A 16,170-nucleotide genomic window follows, 5' to 3' on the forward strand; every position below is an offset into this window, starting at 1 on the left:
TCCATTAACACTCCCTCCCTATACTCTAATTTGTAAGTTAAAAACAGGAGGTTAATAGAATGACATTTAAGAAATTAACAAAAAAAGCACTTCCTGTCCTGGCTGCTTCTGCCGTAGCATTTGGCGGGCTGATCGGAACAGTTCAGCAAACAGAAGCACAAGGGAAGGCAGATCATAGAGAGATCAAGAATGTTATTTTCCTTATCGGTGATGGAATGGGCGTATCTTATACGTCTGCATACCGTTATTTGAAAGACGACCCTAGTACCAAATTTGTGGAGCGTACAGAGCTGGATAAGTATCTGGTCGGCCAGCAAATGACTTACCCGGAGGACCCGGAACAAAATGTAACTGACTCAGCATCCGCGGCAACAGCGATGTCTGCAGGGATTAAAACTTATAACAATGCGATTGCAGTAGACAATGATGGCTCTGAAGTGATAACCGTTTTGGAAGCGGCGAAAGAACAAGGAAAAGCGACAGGCCTTGTTGCCACTTCTGAAATTACACATGCGACTCCAGCTTCATTCGGCGCACATGACGAAAGCCGCAAGAATATGAATGCCATTGCTGATGATTACTATGATGAACTAATCAATGGCGACCATAAGGTAGACGTTCTTCTTGGCGGTGGAACCGATTTATTTGTCCGCAATGACAGAAACCTTACAGAAGAGTTTAAAAAAGATGGATTCAGCTATGTAACAGACCGCGAGCAGTTATTAGCGGATAACAATGAACAGGTTCTTGGTTTATTTGCGGAGCGCGGCCTGCCAAAAATGATTGACCGCACAGAAGACATTCCTTCACTTGAAGAAATGACTGCATCTGCAATCAAGCGTTTGAATAAGGATCAAGACGGTTTCTTCCTAATGGTAGAAGGCAGCCAGGTAGACTGGGCTGGGCACGATAATGACATCGTTGGAGCAATGAGCGAAATGGAAGACTTTGAAAAAGCATTCAAAGCAGCAATCGACTTTGCGAAAAAGGACAAGCATACCCTTGTTGTCGCAACTGCTGACCACTCAACCGGCGGCTACTCCATCGGTTCTGACGGCATCTACAATTGGTTCGGTGAGCCGATTAAAGCGGCTAAGCGTACACCTGACTTTATGGCACAAGAAATTGTAAATGGTGCAAGTGTTGAGGATACATTGAAGCAATATATCGATCTTGAATTAACATCTGAAGAGATCCAATCTGTTAAAAAAGCAGCCGAAACGAAAAAAGCAACGGATATTGATAATGCCATTGAAGAAATCTTTAACAAGCGCTCCCATACTGGCTGGACAACAGGCGGCCATACTGGTGAAGACGTACCTGTTTACGCATTTGGCCCTTCTAGCGACCGCTTTGCAGGACAAATCGAAAATACTGACCAGGCCAAATTAATCTTTGAATTATTGAAGACCGATGTAAAGGTCGAAGATAAATAATTTTTATTCTCCCGCTGCTTTCGTAGAGCAGCGGGAATTTTACAACTTATGAAGGGGGATCATCATGAAAAAACTAATAACAATGATTGCTCTTATATCAATCGTTCTATTGGGCTGCTCAAGCGCACCGGAACAGCCTGCAGATGTCAGCGCTGAAGCTGCGGCAGAAAATGAAGCAATGAAAAACTATGCACCAAACCCTCAGGTTCCCGATGACCGGCCACTGGAGAAGACTGGACAATCCCATACCGATGAAAAAGGCGAAATCACTTTAAAAAAAGTTAAAAATGTAAATGGAACCTATAACATTGGTCCAATTGAAATGAAAATTGCAGAAGCCAAAGTGATGCATTTAAAACCAGATTACAGCTTAGTGGACTATTTTCATACCCTGACCCATGACGAAGAATTCGATTTTGTCAAAGTCTTTGCAGAAATCAAAAACACATCAGATGAAGAAGTAAACTTTGCCCCAGTTGCTATCCTGGAAACAAGCGAAGGAGAGCAAATCACCTGGGAAAATGACATTTACCTTGATGGACTAAATGAAGAAATTCAACCTAACGAAACCAAAGCCGGCAACATTGGCTTTATCATAGAAAAATCTGACTTGAACAATATTGAAATTACTACGAGTGACGTCTTCAATACTGAAAGGAAAAAGATTGAAGACGCCAAAAATATTAAGATTGATTTTTAAAGGGAGAGACTCCAGATAGGGGTCTTTTTTCTTTTGGATAACCAATATATGAGCGTTAATTCATTTATAAATTTATAGAAGGCCTAGTTGACAGATATAAATATTCATATTAATATATATGTAACCGGTTACACCGTAGCTGGTTTTAAATTAAAAACAATGTGTAACCGGTTACATGAGTAATTGGTTTTGTTTTTATCAAGATATGTAACCGGTTACACTCAGAACAATGGTTACTTGACTGTGAGACTGGAGAGAACCTATATGGTAACTATTAAAGATGTAGCAAAAGAGGCGCAAGTATCCGTTGCTACTGTTTCAAGAGTGATTAACAACCAGGGGTACGTCCATGAGGACACAAGAGCGAAGGTTGAGAAAGCGGTTAAAACACTGCAATATCGCCCGAATAACGTAGCGAGAAGCCTGTTTAAAAAGAAATCCAAAATGATCGGATTCATTGTTCCGGATATTACGAACCCGTATTTTCCGCAGCTGGTAAGAGCGGTGGAGGACGTAACAAATAAAGCGGAATATACTACTTTTCTCTGCAATAGCGATGAGGATCTAAAAAAAGAATTAATGTATCTTGAAAAAATGCAGGAAAATCATATTGATGGAGCCATCATTGTTTCCAATACGCTAGAGCTTGAGCATGTTGAACAGCTAAATTTGCCAATCATTGCACTGGACCGTTTTTTCCATAACAGCATTCCATCGGTAACAGTCGACAATTATAACGAAGCACGCAAGGCAGTCCGTTATTTGCTTGAAAATGGCTGTAAAAGAATTGCCCATATTAAAGGGCCGAAATATATTAAGAACTCCATTTTGAGGCAGAAAGCCTATGAAGAAGAAATGAAAGAGCAGAATTTGCCGTTGATTATGTGCGAGGGAGAATACCATTTAAAAGATTCCGAGAGAGCCTTCTTGGAGCTGCTTAAACAAAATCCGGATATTGATGGAGTTTTTGCCGGCAATGATGTAATGGCAGTTGGGGCGCTTAAAGCTGCTAGAAGACTTAATTTAAAGGTGCCAGAGGATCTTTCTGTCATAGGGTTTGATGGAATTGAATGGACTGAAACAGTATCACCTGAAATCACTACAATGGCTCAGCCCATTTATGAAATGGGAAAAAGAGCAGCTACCATGCTGCTGGAGCTTATTGATGGGAAGAGGCTTGATGACGTCCACGTCGTTTATGATGCAGAGTTGGTTATTAGGGAATCGACCAAACTAAGATAAGCATTTTATAAAGAGGGTGATATAAGAATGATTACCGTATTAGGAAGTATTAATATGGACCTTGTCACTGTAACCAGCAAAGATCCTTCACTGGGAGAAACTGTGTTAGGAAAACAATTTTCTACCATCCCTGGGGGCAAGGGAGCCAATCAAGCAGTAGCAGCCGCCAAGCTTGGCGCTGATGTCCAGATGATTGGGCGGGTAGGTGATGATCTGTTTGGAAAAGAATACTTAATCCATTTACGTAACTTGGGGATCAGCACGGAAAATGTGAAACCGGTTACACACCAGAAAACAGGTATTGCCAGCATTACAGTGTATGAAGGCGACAATAAAATTATCGTGGTTCCAGGAGCAAATCTTCAAGTGACTCCCGATGTAGTAGAGGAGTACAAAGATGAAATTTTAAAAAGCGACTGGCTTTTGCTTCAATTTGAAATTCCGTTAGAGAGTGTTGAAAAGGCTCTTGAAATCGCACATAAAGGCGGAGTCCAGGTCATTTTGAATCCTGCTCCGTTCGAACACATACCAAAACATTGGTTTGAAATGATAACGTACTTAACTCCAAATCAATACGAAGCAGAGCAGTTATTTACATTGTATAAAGATGATTCTGACTTGCTTATTTCTCTTAAAGAAAAGCTTGTTATAACCAAAGGTGCCCAGGGGGTTCTGCTATATGATAGAGAAAGGGAAGTTTCAATCCCTGCATTAAAGGTGGAAGCGGTTGATACAACCGGCGCTGGCGATACATTTAATGGTGCACTCGCTGTCGCTCTTTCAGAAGGAAATGACCTCAAGAGTGCATGTGAGTTTGCAGTGAAATCATCTGCATTATCTGTCACAAAGCTGGGAGCTCAATCAGGAATGCCTAGCCGGGAAGAAGTTAATAGATTCTAAAATAATAGAATGGAGGTGCAGCAAAAATGAAAAAGAACGGAATATTGAACAGTGAAATCTCCAAGGTACTAAGTGAAATGGGACATACAGATACCATTGTTATTGCAGATTGCGGCCTTCCAATCCCCGAAGATGTAAAACGGATTGACCTGGCTTTAAAACAAGGTTCACCATCATTTCTCGAGGTTCTCGAAGCTTTAGAGGCAGATATGGAAATTGAGAAGGTCACCTTGGCAGAAGAAATACAGGATTTTAATTCTGAATTGGAAGATGTTCTTAAAAATAAGTTCACAGAAAAAGAATATGTGTCCCATGAAGGATTTAAGAAATTGACCCGCAAAGCGAAAGCGGTTATTCGTACAGGAGAGGCAACTCCCTATGCGAATATAATCCTGCATTCAGGAGTGATTTTCTAATGAACAAAACTCCAATTGTTGAAATGAACGGTATCCATAAATCTTTTTTCAATGTCCAAGTTTTAAAGGGTGTTGATTTCGATTTGGTTCCAGGTGAGATTCATGCTTTGATGGGTGAAAACGGGGCCGGCAAATCAACCTTAATGAAAATATTAACCGGAATCCATAAAAGCAATTCTGGGGAAATTCATTACAAAGGAAAACTAGTAGAATACAATTCTCCTAAAGAAGCAGAAAAAGCCGGGATCGCTGTTATTCACCAGGAACTCAATATAATTCCTTACTTAACTGTTGCAGAGAACATGTTCCTTGGAAAGGAACTGAGAAGGCAGCCCTTCGGAATTTTAAAAACGAAAGAAATGAATGAGAAAACGAGAGAGTACCTAAACCGTCTTGGGATAGACATTGACTCTCAGAAGGAAGCGGGAGATTTATCAGTAGGGCAGCAGCAGATGATTGAGATTGCAAGGGCTATCGCTGCAGATACGGAAGTGCTCATTATGGATGAACCAACCGCTGCGCTGACCGATCGGGAAATCGAAACCTTATTCACAGTTATGAACCAGTTAAGAAAAGATGGTGTAGCCATCATCTATATCTCTCACCGTATGGAAGAGATTTTTAGAATGTGCGATCGAATTACTGTTTTAAGAGATGGCCAGTCAATCGGAACGAAGGTAACATCTCAAACTGATTTCGAGGAAATTGTAAAAATGATGGTTGGCCGGGAGTTGGGGGAGCGGTTTCCGGAGCGAACTGCTGAAATAGGCGAAGATCGTTTCGTTGTTAAAGATTTGAGTCTTGAGGGCTATTTCAATAATATCTCATTCAATGTTAGAAAAGGCGAAATCCTTGGTGTTGCCGGCTTAATGGGAGCAGGCAGAACTGAAATCATGGAAACGATCTTTGGAGCACGGAAAAAGACAAGCGGCCGGATTTATATGGACGGCAAAGAATTAAATATCCGAAAACCACATCATGCCATAGAGTCAGGAATCGGATTTATTACTGAAGACCGGAAAGATGAAGGGCTGGTTCTTAGCTTAACCGTCCGTGAAAACCTGGCAATACCGAATTTGAAAAAATTATCAAAATCAACTGTTATGCTAAAGCAAAAAGAAAAACAGTGGACTGAAGAAATGATTCAGAAACTGCGTATTAAGACGTCAGGACCTGAACAAGAGGTTAAATCTCTAAGCGGGGGAAACCAGCAAAAAGTGGTCTTCGGCAAATGGCTTGGTACTGAACCCAAACTTCTAATTCTTGATGAACCGACCAGGGGCGTAGATGTAGGGGCAAAAAAAGAAATATATTCAATCATGAACGAGCTGACTGAAAAGGGGTTTTCCATCATTATGGTTTCATCAGAACTACCCGAAATCCTTGGGATGTCTGACAGGGTAATGGTGATTCATGAGGGGAAACTCACTGCCATTATCGATAAGAAAGATGCTAACCAGGAAAAAATTATGGAAGCTGCAACTGGAGGGGTGAAATCATGAGTCAACTGACAAAAAGCCTGGGGTCTCTGCAAAAGCTTGGCCCCGTACTTGGCCTAATCTTAATAACGATCATTTTAACGATCATGAGTCCCAATTTTTTGACTGCCGATAATATATTTAATGTCCTTAGGCAGGTATCAATTAATGCTTTAATCGCATTTGGGATGACCTTTGTCATTTTAACTGGAGGAATTGACCTTTCTGTGGGATCAATACTGGCCTTAGCATCAGCTTTAACTGCCGGTATGCTGGCAAGCGGCATGGATCCGGTTCTTGCCGTTATCGTTGGCCTGCTTGCAGGTGCAGTTATGGGGCTGGCAAATGGCTTAATTATTACAAAAGGTAAAGTTGCACCTTTTATTGCCACACTCGCAACGATGACAATATTCAGGGGTTTTACACTTGTGTATACGGATGGCCGTCCTATCACTGGATTATCAGATGCTGTTAGCTTTCAGATGCTGGGTAAGGGCTATTTCCTTGGAGTTCCTTTTCCAGTCGTAACGATGTTAATTGCTTACTTTGTATTATTCTTCATTTTAAGAAAAACAACATTTGGCCGCGGAGTTTATGCAATTGGCGGAAATGAAGAAGCCTCAAGGCTATCCGGGCTTAAAGTAGATCGCTTAAAAATAGGAGTCTACTCCATTACAGGTTTCCTTTCTGCATTAGCTGGGATTACCCTAACTTCACGTTTGAATTCAGCCCAGCCAACTGCGGGGATGAGTTATGAACTGGATGCCATTGCAGCTGTTGTATTAGGAGGAACTAGCCTGTCTGGCGGCAGGGGATGGATATTCGGTACATTAATCGGCGCATTAATCATTGGCGTTTTAAATAATGGCCTAAACCTATTAAATGTTTCATCTTTCTATCAGCAAGTGGTAAAAGGCGGCGTTATTCTTCTGGCAGTTCTGCTGGATCGGAAAAAAGCTGCTTAATAATAAATTAATGAAAAAAATTCAAGGGGGTCTTTAGAGTGAAAAAATTATTTCAGTTTTTTATCGTGGCAATTGTCGCTATGGTTGTAAGTGCATGTTCTTTAGAACAGGGCGGAGGCAGCACAGAGAAATCATCAGATCAAAATAGCGGAGAAAATGAAGGTATACAGAAAATTGGATTATCAATCTCGACTTTAAACAATCCTTTCTTTGTTACCTTACGTGATGGGGCTGAGGCCAAAGCAAAGGAACTTGGTTTTGAAATCACGACTGTAGATGCACAAAATGATCCTGCAAAACAAGTAAGTGATATTGAAGACTTAATTCAGCAAGGTGTAGATATTCTTTTAGTAAACCCGGCAGATTCTGCAGCTATTGCATCAGCAATTGAATCAGCAAACAATGCAGGTATCCCTGTCATTACGGTTGACCGCAGCGCTGAAGGCGGCGAAGTTGTTACACATATTGCTTCAGATAACGCAGCAGGCGGAAAGATGGCCGGTGAATTCATCATTGAACAGCTTGGTGACTCTGGTAAAATAGTAGAACTTGAAGGAATACCTGGTTCATCTGCTGCCCGTGAAAGAGGCCAAGGTTTTAACGATGCAGTCGCAGCAGCTGAAGGCTTTGAAGTTGCTGCAAAACAATCAGCAAACTTTGACCGTGCAGAAGGACTGACAGTTATGGAAAATATCATCCAAAGCACAAGTGACTTTGGAGCTGTTTTTGCCCATAATGATGAAATGGCTCTTGGGGCTGTGCAAGCATTAGCTGCAGCTGGCATGGATGACGTGATCGTTGTTGGCTTTGATGCTACGGACGATGCAGTAAAAGCAGTAGAAGACGGAAAAATGGCTGCTACAGTAGCTCAAAAGCCTGACTTAATGGGAGAGCAAGCTATTGATGCAGCTTCTAAAGTTCTTGCTGGTGAAGAACTAGAGGAATTTATCCCGGTAGAACTTGAGTTGATTAAAAAGTAAAGGTTAATGAGTGGACCCTTCCTAGTTGGAAGGGTTTTTTGATGTTTTTTTAAAATAATTTATTATTCTTCCTGGTGTAATTTCATTGACAATCCCCCCATCCATCCATTAAAGTTAACAGAGTTAATAGTTAAATGATTGAACAGTTAAATAATAGAATAATTTAAGTGTGAGGTGAATATATAAGTGAGTGTGCCGAATATTAAAGAGCTGGTGGACCGGTATATAGCGGTTTCTTTTTCTGTGGAGAAAAAGGCAGCGTCGCTTGTGAAGGAGCAGATTGGCAGTGACCTTACCAATGATCAGCATTATACGCTGAGGTACATAAATCAGGTGGGTTCTTGTACTTCGTCCGAGCTTGCGGAAGTGTTTGATGTGAAAAAGAGTGCAATTACCGCGATGATTACGCGGATGTGGGAGAAGGGGCTGATCCAGCGGACGCGCGATGAAAATGACCGCAGGGTTGTTTATCTGACTCTTACCGAAAAAGGCAATGAGCTATATGCCAAAACAGAGGAAAAGATCCATAAGCTTGTAGAATCTCTGATAACAAGATTTGATCAGGCTGAAATTCAGAAGTTTATTGAAACCTTTGAAAAACTGAACCAAGTCCTTTTAGAAAGCAAAGATGATAAAGCGGGGGAATAAAGAGTGCATACGATTATTAAAAGAAAATGGCTTGTCATTGTTGCCTGGATTGCCGTCGTTGCCGGTTTATTTCTGGCAGCACCAAACATGGCTGAACTCGTCCGTGAAAAGGGCCAGATTACCGTGCCGGATGAGTATTCTTCCACCCTTGCCGGCGAGATTATGGAAGAAGTGCAGAAGCAGGAAGGCGGAGGCGATGAAACCCAGGTTGCACTTGTTTTTCATAATGATAGGAAGCTCACAGATGCAGAAATAAAAGAAGCGGAAAAAGCAATCCGAACGCTTGAAGAAAAAAGCGATGAGATTGGCATTACGGAAATCCTGACTCATTTTAACGAAGAAAGTTTAAAGGAACAGCTGGTTTCAGATGACGGAAAATCCATACTTACTTCAGTCAGTGTCAGCTGGAATGACCGCGAACCAGCTGAGCTTAGCGAGGATTTATACTCTGCGATTGAAGATGTAAAAGTAGATTACTATTATACGAGCGAGTGGCTCATTAATGAGGACTTGATGAAGAGCTCAGAAGAAGGGCTAAAGAAGACGGAAGGCATAACCGTTGTCTTCATTTTGGGTGTCCTGCTGCTGGTGTTCAGATCGGTGATTGCACCGGTCATCCCGTTATTGACAGTAGGATTTACCTATTTGGCATCACAATCAATTGTTTCGTTTTTAGTTGATAGGCTCGATTTTCCAATTTCAAACTATACACAGATTTTTCTTGTTGCCGTATTGTTCGGAATTGGAACAGACTATTGCATTTTGCTGCTGAGCCGTTTTAAAGAAGAACTGTCACATAACGAAAACACAGCAGATGCCATAGTATCTACTTACCGTAATGCGGGGCGCACCGTCTTTTTCAGCGGTGTGGCTGTTATGATCGGTTTTGCTGCGATTGGTTTTTCTCAATTTATTCTTTATCAATCCGCTGCCGCTGTTGCAATTGGGGTAGCGATTCTTCTGATTGCCCTGTTTACGATTGTGCCTTTCTTTATGGCTGTATTGGGTCAGAAGGTTTTCTGGCCATCGAAAAAAAGCGCGGAGCACGGCGAGAGCAAGATTTGGGGCACAGTCGGCCGCTTCTCATTGGCACGCCCATTCCTGGCATTGCTTATCGTGGCTGCTGTTTGCGTACCGTTCCTGGTCACATATGACGGGGAACTCTCTTATAACTCACTCGAGGAAATTGGCGGAGATGTAAACTCCATCAAGGCTTTTAATGCGATTGCCGATAGCTTTGGCCCAGGGGAATCCATGCCAGCGCAAATCGTTTTGAAAAATGACGAGGCGATGGATTCAGCTGAATATGTAGGCCTGGCTGAAAAAATTAGCCGAGAAGTCGAAAAAGTAGACTTAGTTGATACAGTCCGCTCTGTCACAAGACCAACGGGCGAGCCAATCGAAGACTTCTTTGTTGCCAAACAGGCAGAAACGCTTGAAGAAGGACTTGGCGAAGGAAAAGACGGACTTAATAAAATCTCAGAAGGTTTGAATGAAGCAAGCAGTGAACTGGCAAAGTCGGAGCCGGAACTGCAGGGTGCCACAAAAGGTATTAATGATCTAATTTCCGGTACAAATGAAATTAAGTCCGGAATGGCCGAAATCCAAACGAACCTTGCTAAAATTGAAAACGGTATTCGCCAGGGATCTGCAGGATCTGATCAAATTAAGGATGGTTTGGCTAAATCCAAAGCGGGAGCGGAAGAGCTGCTTGAAGGCTACCAGCAGCTGCTGGTAGGTTATCAATCTGCAGAAGAATCTATTCCTAATTTAATTGCAGGCTATCAAAAAATCCAGGGTAACTTGAATAGGCTATCAGATAACATTAAACAAGCAAATAATACACTATTTGGCTATGTTGAAGCCAAAAATCCAGATTTGGCACAAGATCAGCAGTATCAAGAAATAAGAGGTACGGTAGAAGGTCTTCAGCAGCAGCTGCCTAATGTTTCCACAGGAATCAATCAAGCAAGCGCAGGATTAACACAACTTCAGAAAGGCCTAGGTGCAGCAAATGAAAGATTTGTACAGGCGATTGCCGGTCAAAAAGACTTAGTTGCAGGCCTTAAGCAGCTAATCGAGGGAATCGAAGCCCAGCAGGCAGGCTTAAATCAGCTTGCCAACGGCCAGGGGCAAATCGTTAATAGCTTCCCTCAGCTGACAAACGGTTTAGCTGGAATCAATGGCGGTCAGGAACAGCTCCTTGCCGGCTTTGGAGACCTGGGCGGGCAAATCAGCCAGCTGACAGATGGCCTTGGCCAGAGCGCGGATGGACTGGAACAGGTATCTGAAGGCCTTGGCTCCGCACAGGAGTACTTGGCAGGTCTATCAAGTTCGGAAAATATGGATGGTTTCTATTTGCCGCCGGAAGTTCTGGAGAATGAAGAGTTTGCTCAAGTATTCGATACTTATATGTCTGAGGACCGCAAAGTCATGACAATGGACGTTGTGCTGGAAGCTAACCCGTATTCCAATGAAGCCATCGGCCAGGTCGATGAGATAAAAGAAGCGGTGGAAAGAGCAACAAAAGGTACAAAACTTGAAAATGCCGTAGTGGCAGTCGGAGGTATTACAAGTACGAATGCTGACCTGAGCACAATGTCAGATCAGGATTACTCCCGTACAGTTGTATTGATGCTTCTTGGTATTTCCATCATCCTTGTGTTCCTTTTCAGATCCATTATTATGCCAATCTATCTAATTGGTTCACTCATCTTGACGTACTATACGAGCATGGCGATGAACGAAGCCATTTTCGTGAACCTTCTCGGATACACAGGCATCAGCTGGGCGGTTCCATTCTTCGCATTTGTTATTTTAGTTGCGCTTGGCGTAGACTACAGTATTTTCTTAATGGACCGCTTTAACGAGTATCGTGATCTATCAATCGCAGATGCCATGCTGCTATCCATGAAAAAGATGGGTACCGTCATCATCTCGGCTGCTGTCATCCTTGGCGGAACATTCGCCGCCATGATGCCATCCGGAATGCTATCACTTTTACAGATCGCGTCCATCGTCCTTATCGGACTCATGCTATACGCACTTGTCATGCTGCCCCTTCATCCCGGTCATGGTCAAAAACTTCGGCCAGGCAAACTGGTGGCCGTTTAAAAGAAACGCTAATTAAAGAGGAAGAGGCTATCCTTGTTGGGTAGCCTCTTTTTAGAATAATTACAAGTTGCAAATAAAATAAAGAAGTTGCTAATAAACAGGAGGAAGTTGCTAATAAAATTAGAAAGTTGCTAATATAATCCTCTAACTTGCTAATATAATGAAATTTTACTGCTCATAAGAAGGATTTCCAGCTTTAAAAAGCGAAATCTCCTGCTAATCCACGAAAGGAGCAGTAAAATGATTATAAAAAAGAGAGAAGTTTCACTCTCAATTCAAAAATTGCAGGCTTTAGTAAGAAGAACACCCCGAAATCATCCAAAATACCCCTTCATTCAGGAGAACCTCTCGAAAACCATGGCTGGCTATAAAGGCGAAACCGCCCTCGATTATCCACTAAGCTTTCTTCAGGAGAATAAATATTTTATTTTACACGACCTAAGGCTTAAAGATTCCAAGCATTTTTTCCAAATCGACACTTTGGTTCTATCCCAAAACTTTATTCTAATTCTAGAGGTGAAAAACATAGCTGGAACATTATACTTTGATCAGGAATTCAACCAGCTGATACGCACTAAAAATGGAATTGAAAAAGCTTTTCCTGACCCGCTTATTCAAGTTCAACGGCAGGAGACACAGCTGAAAAATTGGATGGCGCTTAATCGTTTGCCCGCAGTTCCTATCCATTCTTTAATTATCATTAGCAACCCAGGTTCAATCATCAGAACATCACCCCAATATAAAAGCCTCTCGCAAAAAGTGCTTCATCGCGACTATCTTCCTGAAAGAATTCGTCAGCTTGAAAAATTATATCTAAAAAATCAGCTTTCTGAAAAGGAACTAAAAAAATGGATACGTCAGCTAAATAAGCAACATGAGGCGGCTGATCATTCAATCCTTGAAAGGTTTAACGTAACTCGGGAGCAATTACGGAAAGGAGTTCATTGCCCGGCTTGCGAATTTATTCCTCTTGCAAGAATTTACGGCAATTGGCATTGCCCAAATTGCAGCCTTATATCAAAGGACGCTCACCTTTCCTCATTAAAAGATTACTCCCTATTAATCAATTCCGAAGTGTCGAGTAGTGAGGTTAGAGATTTCCTCAACATTTCAGATATTCACTTAACATCAAGACTCCTCCGCTCCGCCGCCAAAGAGTCCACCGGCAAAAATAAAGGCAAACGCTATACCCTCTAAAAAAAGCAGATCCATTCCGGATCTGCCATTAATATTTTATGGATTTGTCGACCACATGCCAGCCGTTTTCACAAACACACGCGGATTCAATTTCAGCTGTGCCACGATAAATTCTGCAAGGTCTTCCGGCTGCATCACTTTTTCAGGGTTGCCGTCAGTCAGGTTTGTTTCAATCGCAAGGTCAGTTGCAACTGTGCTTGGGGTCAGTGCACTTACGCGGATATTATGTTTTCTCACTTCAAGCATGAGAGATTCCGTTAAGCCAAGAACGGCAAATTTGGATGCGCTATACGCGCTTGTGACAGGAGCGCCTTTTTGGCCTGCGGTGGATGCGATATTGATAATGTCGCCGGATTTCTGTTCGATCATATCTGGCAGAATTGCTCTTGTAACATTATACACCCCCATTAAATTAACTTGGATAATACTTTCCCATTCCTCTGGGGAAAGGTCAAGGAAGCCGCCGAATTTGGCAATCCCCGCGTTGTTAATCAGGATATCCGCAGAGCCAAGATCCGATTTAATATGCTCAATAGCATGAGTTACAGCCTCAAGATCGGCAACATCTGCCGCAGCCGCTGAAACGTTCACATCGTACTGGCTTAGTTCATCCGCCACTTTTTCAAGATTTTCAATTGTGCGGCCAAGCAATCCGATGTTAACACCCTCTTTTGCAAGCGCGATAGCCGTTGCACGCCCGATTCCTCTGCCAGCTCCGGTAATCAGTGCTGTTTTGCCTTTTAATGTATGCATCGTTTTTCCTCCTCTAAAAAAATCATTCATATACTACCAAAAAAAATGTAAATTTCCTAATAAACCGCCTGCCTAAATTGCATATTTGAGAACAACGCTCTCCGTATGGTAAGATCATTTTCAACAAAGGAGGGCTGCCCATGAAACTTAGCGTATTGGACCAATCAGTCATTACGAAAGGGGAATCTGCACGGGATGCTCTCCGTAAAACGGTAAAGCTGGCACAGACCGTGGAAGAGCTTGGCTACCTCCGTTTTTGGGTAGCCGAGCACCATAATTCCAATGGCATAGCAGGCACCTCTCCAGAAGTGCTCATCTCCCATATTGCGTCAAGCACCAGCAAAATCCGGGTTGGTTCAGGGGGAGTTCTGCTGCCTCAATATAGCCCGTTTAAAATTGCCGAAAGCTTTAATATGCTAGAAACCCTTTTCCCGGGCAGGATCGATCTCGGTGTAGGCCGGTCACCCGGAGGCTCCGCATCAACCCGGCTCGCGCTGACTGATGGATTAAGAAAAAGCCTGAACGAATTTCCGAGGCAGGTAAAGGACCTCCAAGATTTTTTATACAAGAAACTGCCGGAAGGGCATCCTTATCGGAGTGTCGAAGCTTTTCCACAGGTGGAAGATCCAGCCCGAATGTGGATGCTGGGTATAACGCATCGGGGTGCGCGGCTGGCTGCCGAGTGCGGAACCGCATTTACATACGGACACTTCATAACTCCTTCCAACGGAAAAAGAGTCATGGATACGTACTTTAGCCAATTCCACCCCTCAGTAGGCCTATCAAAACCAAAGGCAAATGTGTGCATTTTTGTCGTATGTGCCGAAACACAGGAAAGGGCGGAAGAGCTGGCTTTAAGCCAGGATATGTGGCTGATGGCGGTAGAAAAGGGGAAGGATACAAGGATTATTTCATCTGCAGAGGCAAAAAGCATCACTCTGACACCGGAGGAAAAAGCAAAAACAGCTGAAAACCGCAAGCGGATGATCATCGGCACTCCTGCAAAGGTAAAAAAAGAATTGCAGCTGCTCAGCGAGATCTATCAAACAGATGAATTCATGGTCATCACTAATATATATGATTTTCAGGACAAGCTGAATTCCTATAGACTTCTGTCCGAAGCTTTCGCATAACGTAAAAAAGATCCCCGCAACGGGGATCTTTTTTCATTATGCACAAGTAATCCACGGCACGGGGATAAGTAGCATTTTATAAAATGCAAGGAATGGATTTAATCTAATTTTACACAGGTAATCCATCAATTTTTACTTATAAAGTCATTCAGCATATCCAACCTTATTTAATTATGCACAACTTATCCACCACATGAGGGTAAGGCAATCCAAACTAGAGGATTCTTTCTTATTGTGCATAACTAGCACATAATTTTTTTATTTTTCAGAAATTACCCACAATACATGGTGCTTTCAATTAAAATAATCCACAATTGGTGGATAACCAGCATATTTGCTTCTTTTTCGAAAAGTAATCCACAACATAATAATCCACCACCTGTTCACTTCCCAAAAGTTATCCCCACTCGGATGCTTTTCCTCACAGAATCATTTCTCACTCCATATACGTAATCGCCTGTTTTCCAATCTGCTCCCAGCCGGCAATAAATTCATCCTTTGGGTATTGTGTGTTTTTCTCTTTAAGCGGGTCGTTTGCATAGATGTGTTCCTTATCATAGCCAGTGACTAAAACGGCGTGCATCCGGTAGGTGACTTTTACCGGCCCATCTTTTGTTTCCCAGGTTTCCCATTCCGATTCAGGCAAGACGCCATAAGTGCTTGTTATGACTACCCATACTGGGCGTCCATCGTCAAGCTGTTCGAAGACTTTATCAAAGTCACTGCCAGTCAGATCTTTGATTTTTCCAGGCAGATAGTTTTCAGCGAGTTCTGCAACTGGCTCGTGGTAGGCTCCGAGTCCGGGTTCATCCAACGTTCGCATGTTGCCTACAAAGCCTTCATGGATGTTCCCTTTATAGCCGTTCTCTTCAAAAGGGACCCGATTAATTTCTTCTGCCAGTGTCATTTTATCCGTTTCCACTCCTGCTTCATTTAAAAGCATGGCCAGACTGGTGACTTCACAGCCTCTTTCCAGCTCAGGTTTTTGCAAATAATGGGGAGCATCAATCAATACTTTTTCATCCTTCTGCTGTGCTTTTTCAGCTTCTTCGCTTGTGTCTCCGAAAGGTGCTGAACAGCCAGTTAGCAGGACAGCGGCCAGTATAATGGCTTTCTTCAAAACATACCCTCCTTTTGAAAATTTCGCTTATCAAAATATCAGTTATAAGACTATTTCCCCATGGGATCTGCTGTTAACCCCAGAAAGC

Annotated in this window: 13 protein-coding genes and 1 pseudogene; 12 read left to right on the forward strand and 2 right to left on the reverse strand. The window is 42.5% G+C overall.

Annotated elements, in window-relative coordinates; all coding sequences use genetic code 11:
- The first annotated feature begins 59 nt into the window (after positions 1 to 59).
- From DFO73_RS09980 to DFO73_RS10030, 11 genes and pseudogenes are all read left to right on the forward strand, one after another.
- Positions 60 to 1,436, forward strand: coding sequence for an alkaline phosphatase (locus DFO73_RS09980; protein ID WP_110064638.1), 1,377 nt, complete (start codon positions 60 to 62; stop codon positions 1,434 to 1,436).
- A 64-nt stretch (positions 1,437 to 1,500) separates the two neighbouring features.
- Entirely contained in the window at positions 1,501 to 2,136 is a 636-nt protein-coding gene (locus DFO73_RS09985) for a DUF4352 domain-containing protein (protein ID WP_110064639.1), read from the forward strand.
- A 264-nt stretch (positions 2,137 to 2,400) separates the two neighbouring features.
- Complete coding sequence (locus tag DFO73_RS09990) at positions 2,401 to 3,378, forward strand: LacI family DNA-binding transcriptional regulator (protein WP_110064640.1); 978 nt, start codon at positions 2,401 to 2,403, stop codon at positions 3,376 to 3,378.
- Between the two features lie 27 nt (positions 3,379 to 3,405).
- Positions 3,406 to 4,278, forward strand: a complete 873-nt coding sequence (gene rbsK / locus DFO73_RS09995; protein WP_110064641.1) for a ribokinase — start codon at positions 3,406 to 3,408, stop codon at positions 4,276 to 4,278.
- 26 nt (positions 4,279 to 4,304) lie between these two features.
- On the forward strand, positions 4,305 to 4,694 hold the full coding sequence (rbsD, locus tag DFO73_RS10000) for a D-ribose pyranase (protein ID WP_110064642.1): 390 nt from the start codon (positions 4,305 to 4,307) through the stop codon (positions 4,692 to 4,694).
- Positions 4,694 to 6,196 carry a sugar ABC transporter ATP-binding protein gene (locus DFO73_RS10005; RefSeq protein WP_110064643.1) on the forward strand — a complete coding sequence of 501 codons (1,503 nt, stop codon included), beginning with the start codon at positions 4,694 to 4,696 and terminating at the stop codon, positions 6,194 to 6,196. The genes rbsD and DFO73_RS10005 overlap by 1 nt, the downstream gene beginning before the upstream one ends.
- Positions 6,193 to 7,137, forward strand: coding sequence for an ABC transporter permease subunit (locus DFO73_RS10010; RefSeq protein ID WP_110064644.1), 945 nt, complete (start codon positions 6,193 to 6,195; stop codon positions 7,135 to 7,137). Before DFO73_RS10005 ends, DFO73_RS10010 begins: the two co-directional genes overlap by 4 nt.
- 38 nt (positions 7,138 to 7,175) lie before the next feature.
- Positions 7,176 to 8,117 carry a ribose ABC transporter substrate-binding protein RbsB gene (gene rbsB / locus DFO73_RS10015; RefSeq protein ID WP_110064645.1) on the forward strand — a complete coding sequence of 314 codons (942 nt, stop codon included), beginning with the start codon at positions 7,176 to 7,178 and terminating at the stop codon, positions 8,115 to 8,117.
- Between the two features lie 186 nt (positions 8,118 to 8,303).
- Entirely contained in the window at positions 8,304 to 8,765 is a 462-nt protein-coding gene (locus DFO73_RS10020) for a MarR family winged helix-turn-helix transcriptional regulator (RefSeq protein ID WP_110064646.1), read from the forward strand.
- Positions 8,766 to 8,768: 3 nt separating this feature from the next.
- Positions 8,769 to 11,895 (forward strand): annotated as a pseudogene (locus tag DFO73_RS10025) (MMPL family transporter).
- Between the two features lie 224 nt (positions 11,896 to 12,119).
- Positions 12,120 to 13,076: a nuclease-related domain-containing protein gene (locus DFO73_RS10030; protein WP_110064647.1), complete on the forward strand. Its 957-nt coding sequence runs from the start codon at positions 12,120 to 12,122 to the stop codon at positions 13,074 to 13,076.
- A gap of 36 nt (positions 13,077 to 13,112) precedes the next feature.
- Here the strand turns inward: DFO73_RS10030 and DFO73_RS10035 are convergent, their stop codons facing one another.
- Positions 13,113 to 13,829: a 3-ketoacyl-ACP reductase gene (locus DFO73_RS10035; protein WP_110064648.1), complete on the reverse strand. Its 717-nt coding sequence runs from the start codon at positions 13,827 to 13,829 to the stop codon at positions 13,113 to 13,115.
- Between the two features lie 140 nt (positions 13,830 to 13,969).
- Between DFO73_RS10035 and DFO73_RS10040 the strand changes: the two genes are divergently transcribed.
- Positions 13,970 to 14,962 carry an LLM class flavin-dependent oxidoreductase gene (locus DFO73_RS10040; protein WP_110064649.1) on the forward strand — a complete coding sequence of 331 codons (993 nt, stop codon included), beginning with the start codon at positions 13,970 to 13,972 and terminating at the stop codon, positions 14,960 to 14,962.
- Between the two features lie 436 nt (positions 14,963 to 15,398).
- Here the strand turns inward: DFO73_RS10040 and DFO73_RS10045 are convergent, their stop codons facing one another.
- Positions 15,399 to 16,082, reverse strand: a complete 684-nt coding sequence (locus DFO73_RS10045; RefSeq protein ID WP_110064650.1) for a C39 family peptidase — start codon at positions 16,080 to 16,082, stop codon at positions 15,399 to 15,401.
- Positions 16,083 to 16,170 lie beyond the last annotated feature (88 nt).

Source organism: Cytobacillus oceanisediminis (assembly GCF_003182355.1).
GTDB lineage: Bacteria > Bacillota > Bacilli > Bacillales > Cytobacillaceae > Cytobacillus > Cytobacillus oceanisediminis_A.

Bases quoted from the DNA above. Each gene is read 5' to 3' on its own strand.
- DFO73_RS09980 (WP_110064638.1), top strand. From the start codon at position 60: ATGACATTTAAGAAATTAACAAAAAAAGCACTTCCTGTCCTGGCTGCT.
- DFO73_RS09985 (WP_110064639.1), top strand. From the start codon at position 1,501: ATGAAAAAACTAATAACAATGATTGCTCTTATATCAATCGTTCTATTG.
- DFO73_RS09990 (WP_110064640.1), top strand. From the start codon at position 2,401: ATGGTAACTATTAAAGATGTAGCAAAAGAGGCGCAAGTATCCGTTGCT.
- rbsK (WP_110064641.1), top strand. From the start codon at position 3,406: ATGATTACCGTATTAGGAAGTATTAATATGGACCTTGTCACTGTAACC.
- rbsD (WP_110064642.1), top strand. From the start codon at position 4,305: ATGAAAAAGAACGGAATATTGAACAGTGAAATCTCCAAGGTACTAAGT.
- DFO73_RS10005 (WP_110064643.1), top strand. From the start codon at position 4,694: ATGAACAAAACTCCAATTGTTGAAATGAACGGTATCCATAAATCTTTT.
- DFO73_RS10010 (WP_110064644.1), top strand. From the start codon at position 6,193: ATGAGTCAACTGACAAAAAGCCTGGGGTCTCTGCAAAAGCTTGGCCCC.
- DFO73_RS10030 (WP_110064647.1), top strand. From the start codon at position 12,120: ATGATTATAAAAAAGAGAGAAGTTTCACTCTCAATTCAAAAATTGCAG.
- DFO73_RS10035 (WP_110064648.1), bottom strand. From the start codon at position 13,829: ATGCATACATTAAAAGGCAAAACAGCACTGATTACCGGAGCTGGCAGA.
- DFO73_RS10040 (WP_110064649.1), top strand. From the start codon at position 13,970: ATGAAACTTAGCGTATTGGACCAATCAGTCATTACGAAAGGGGAATCT.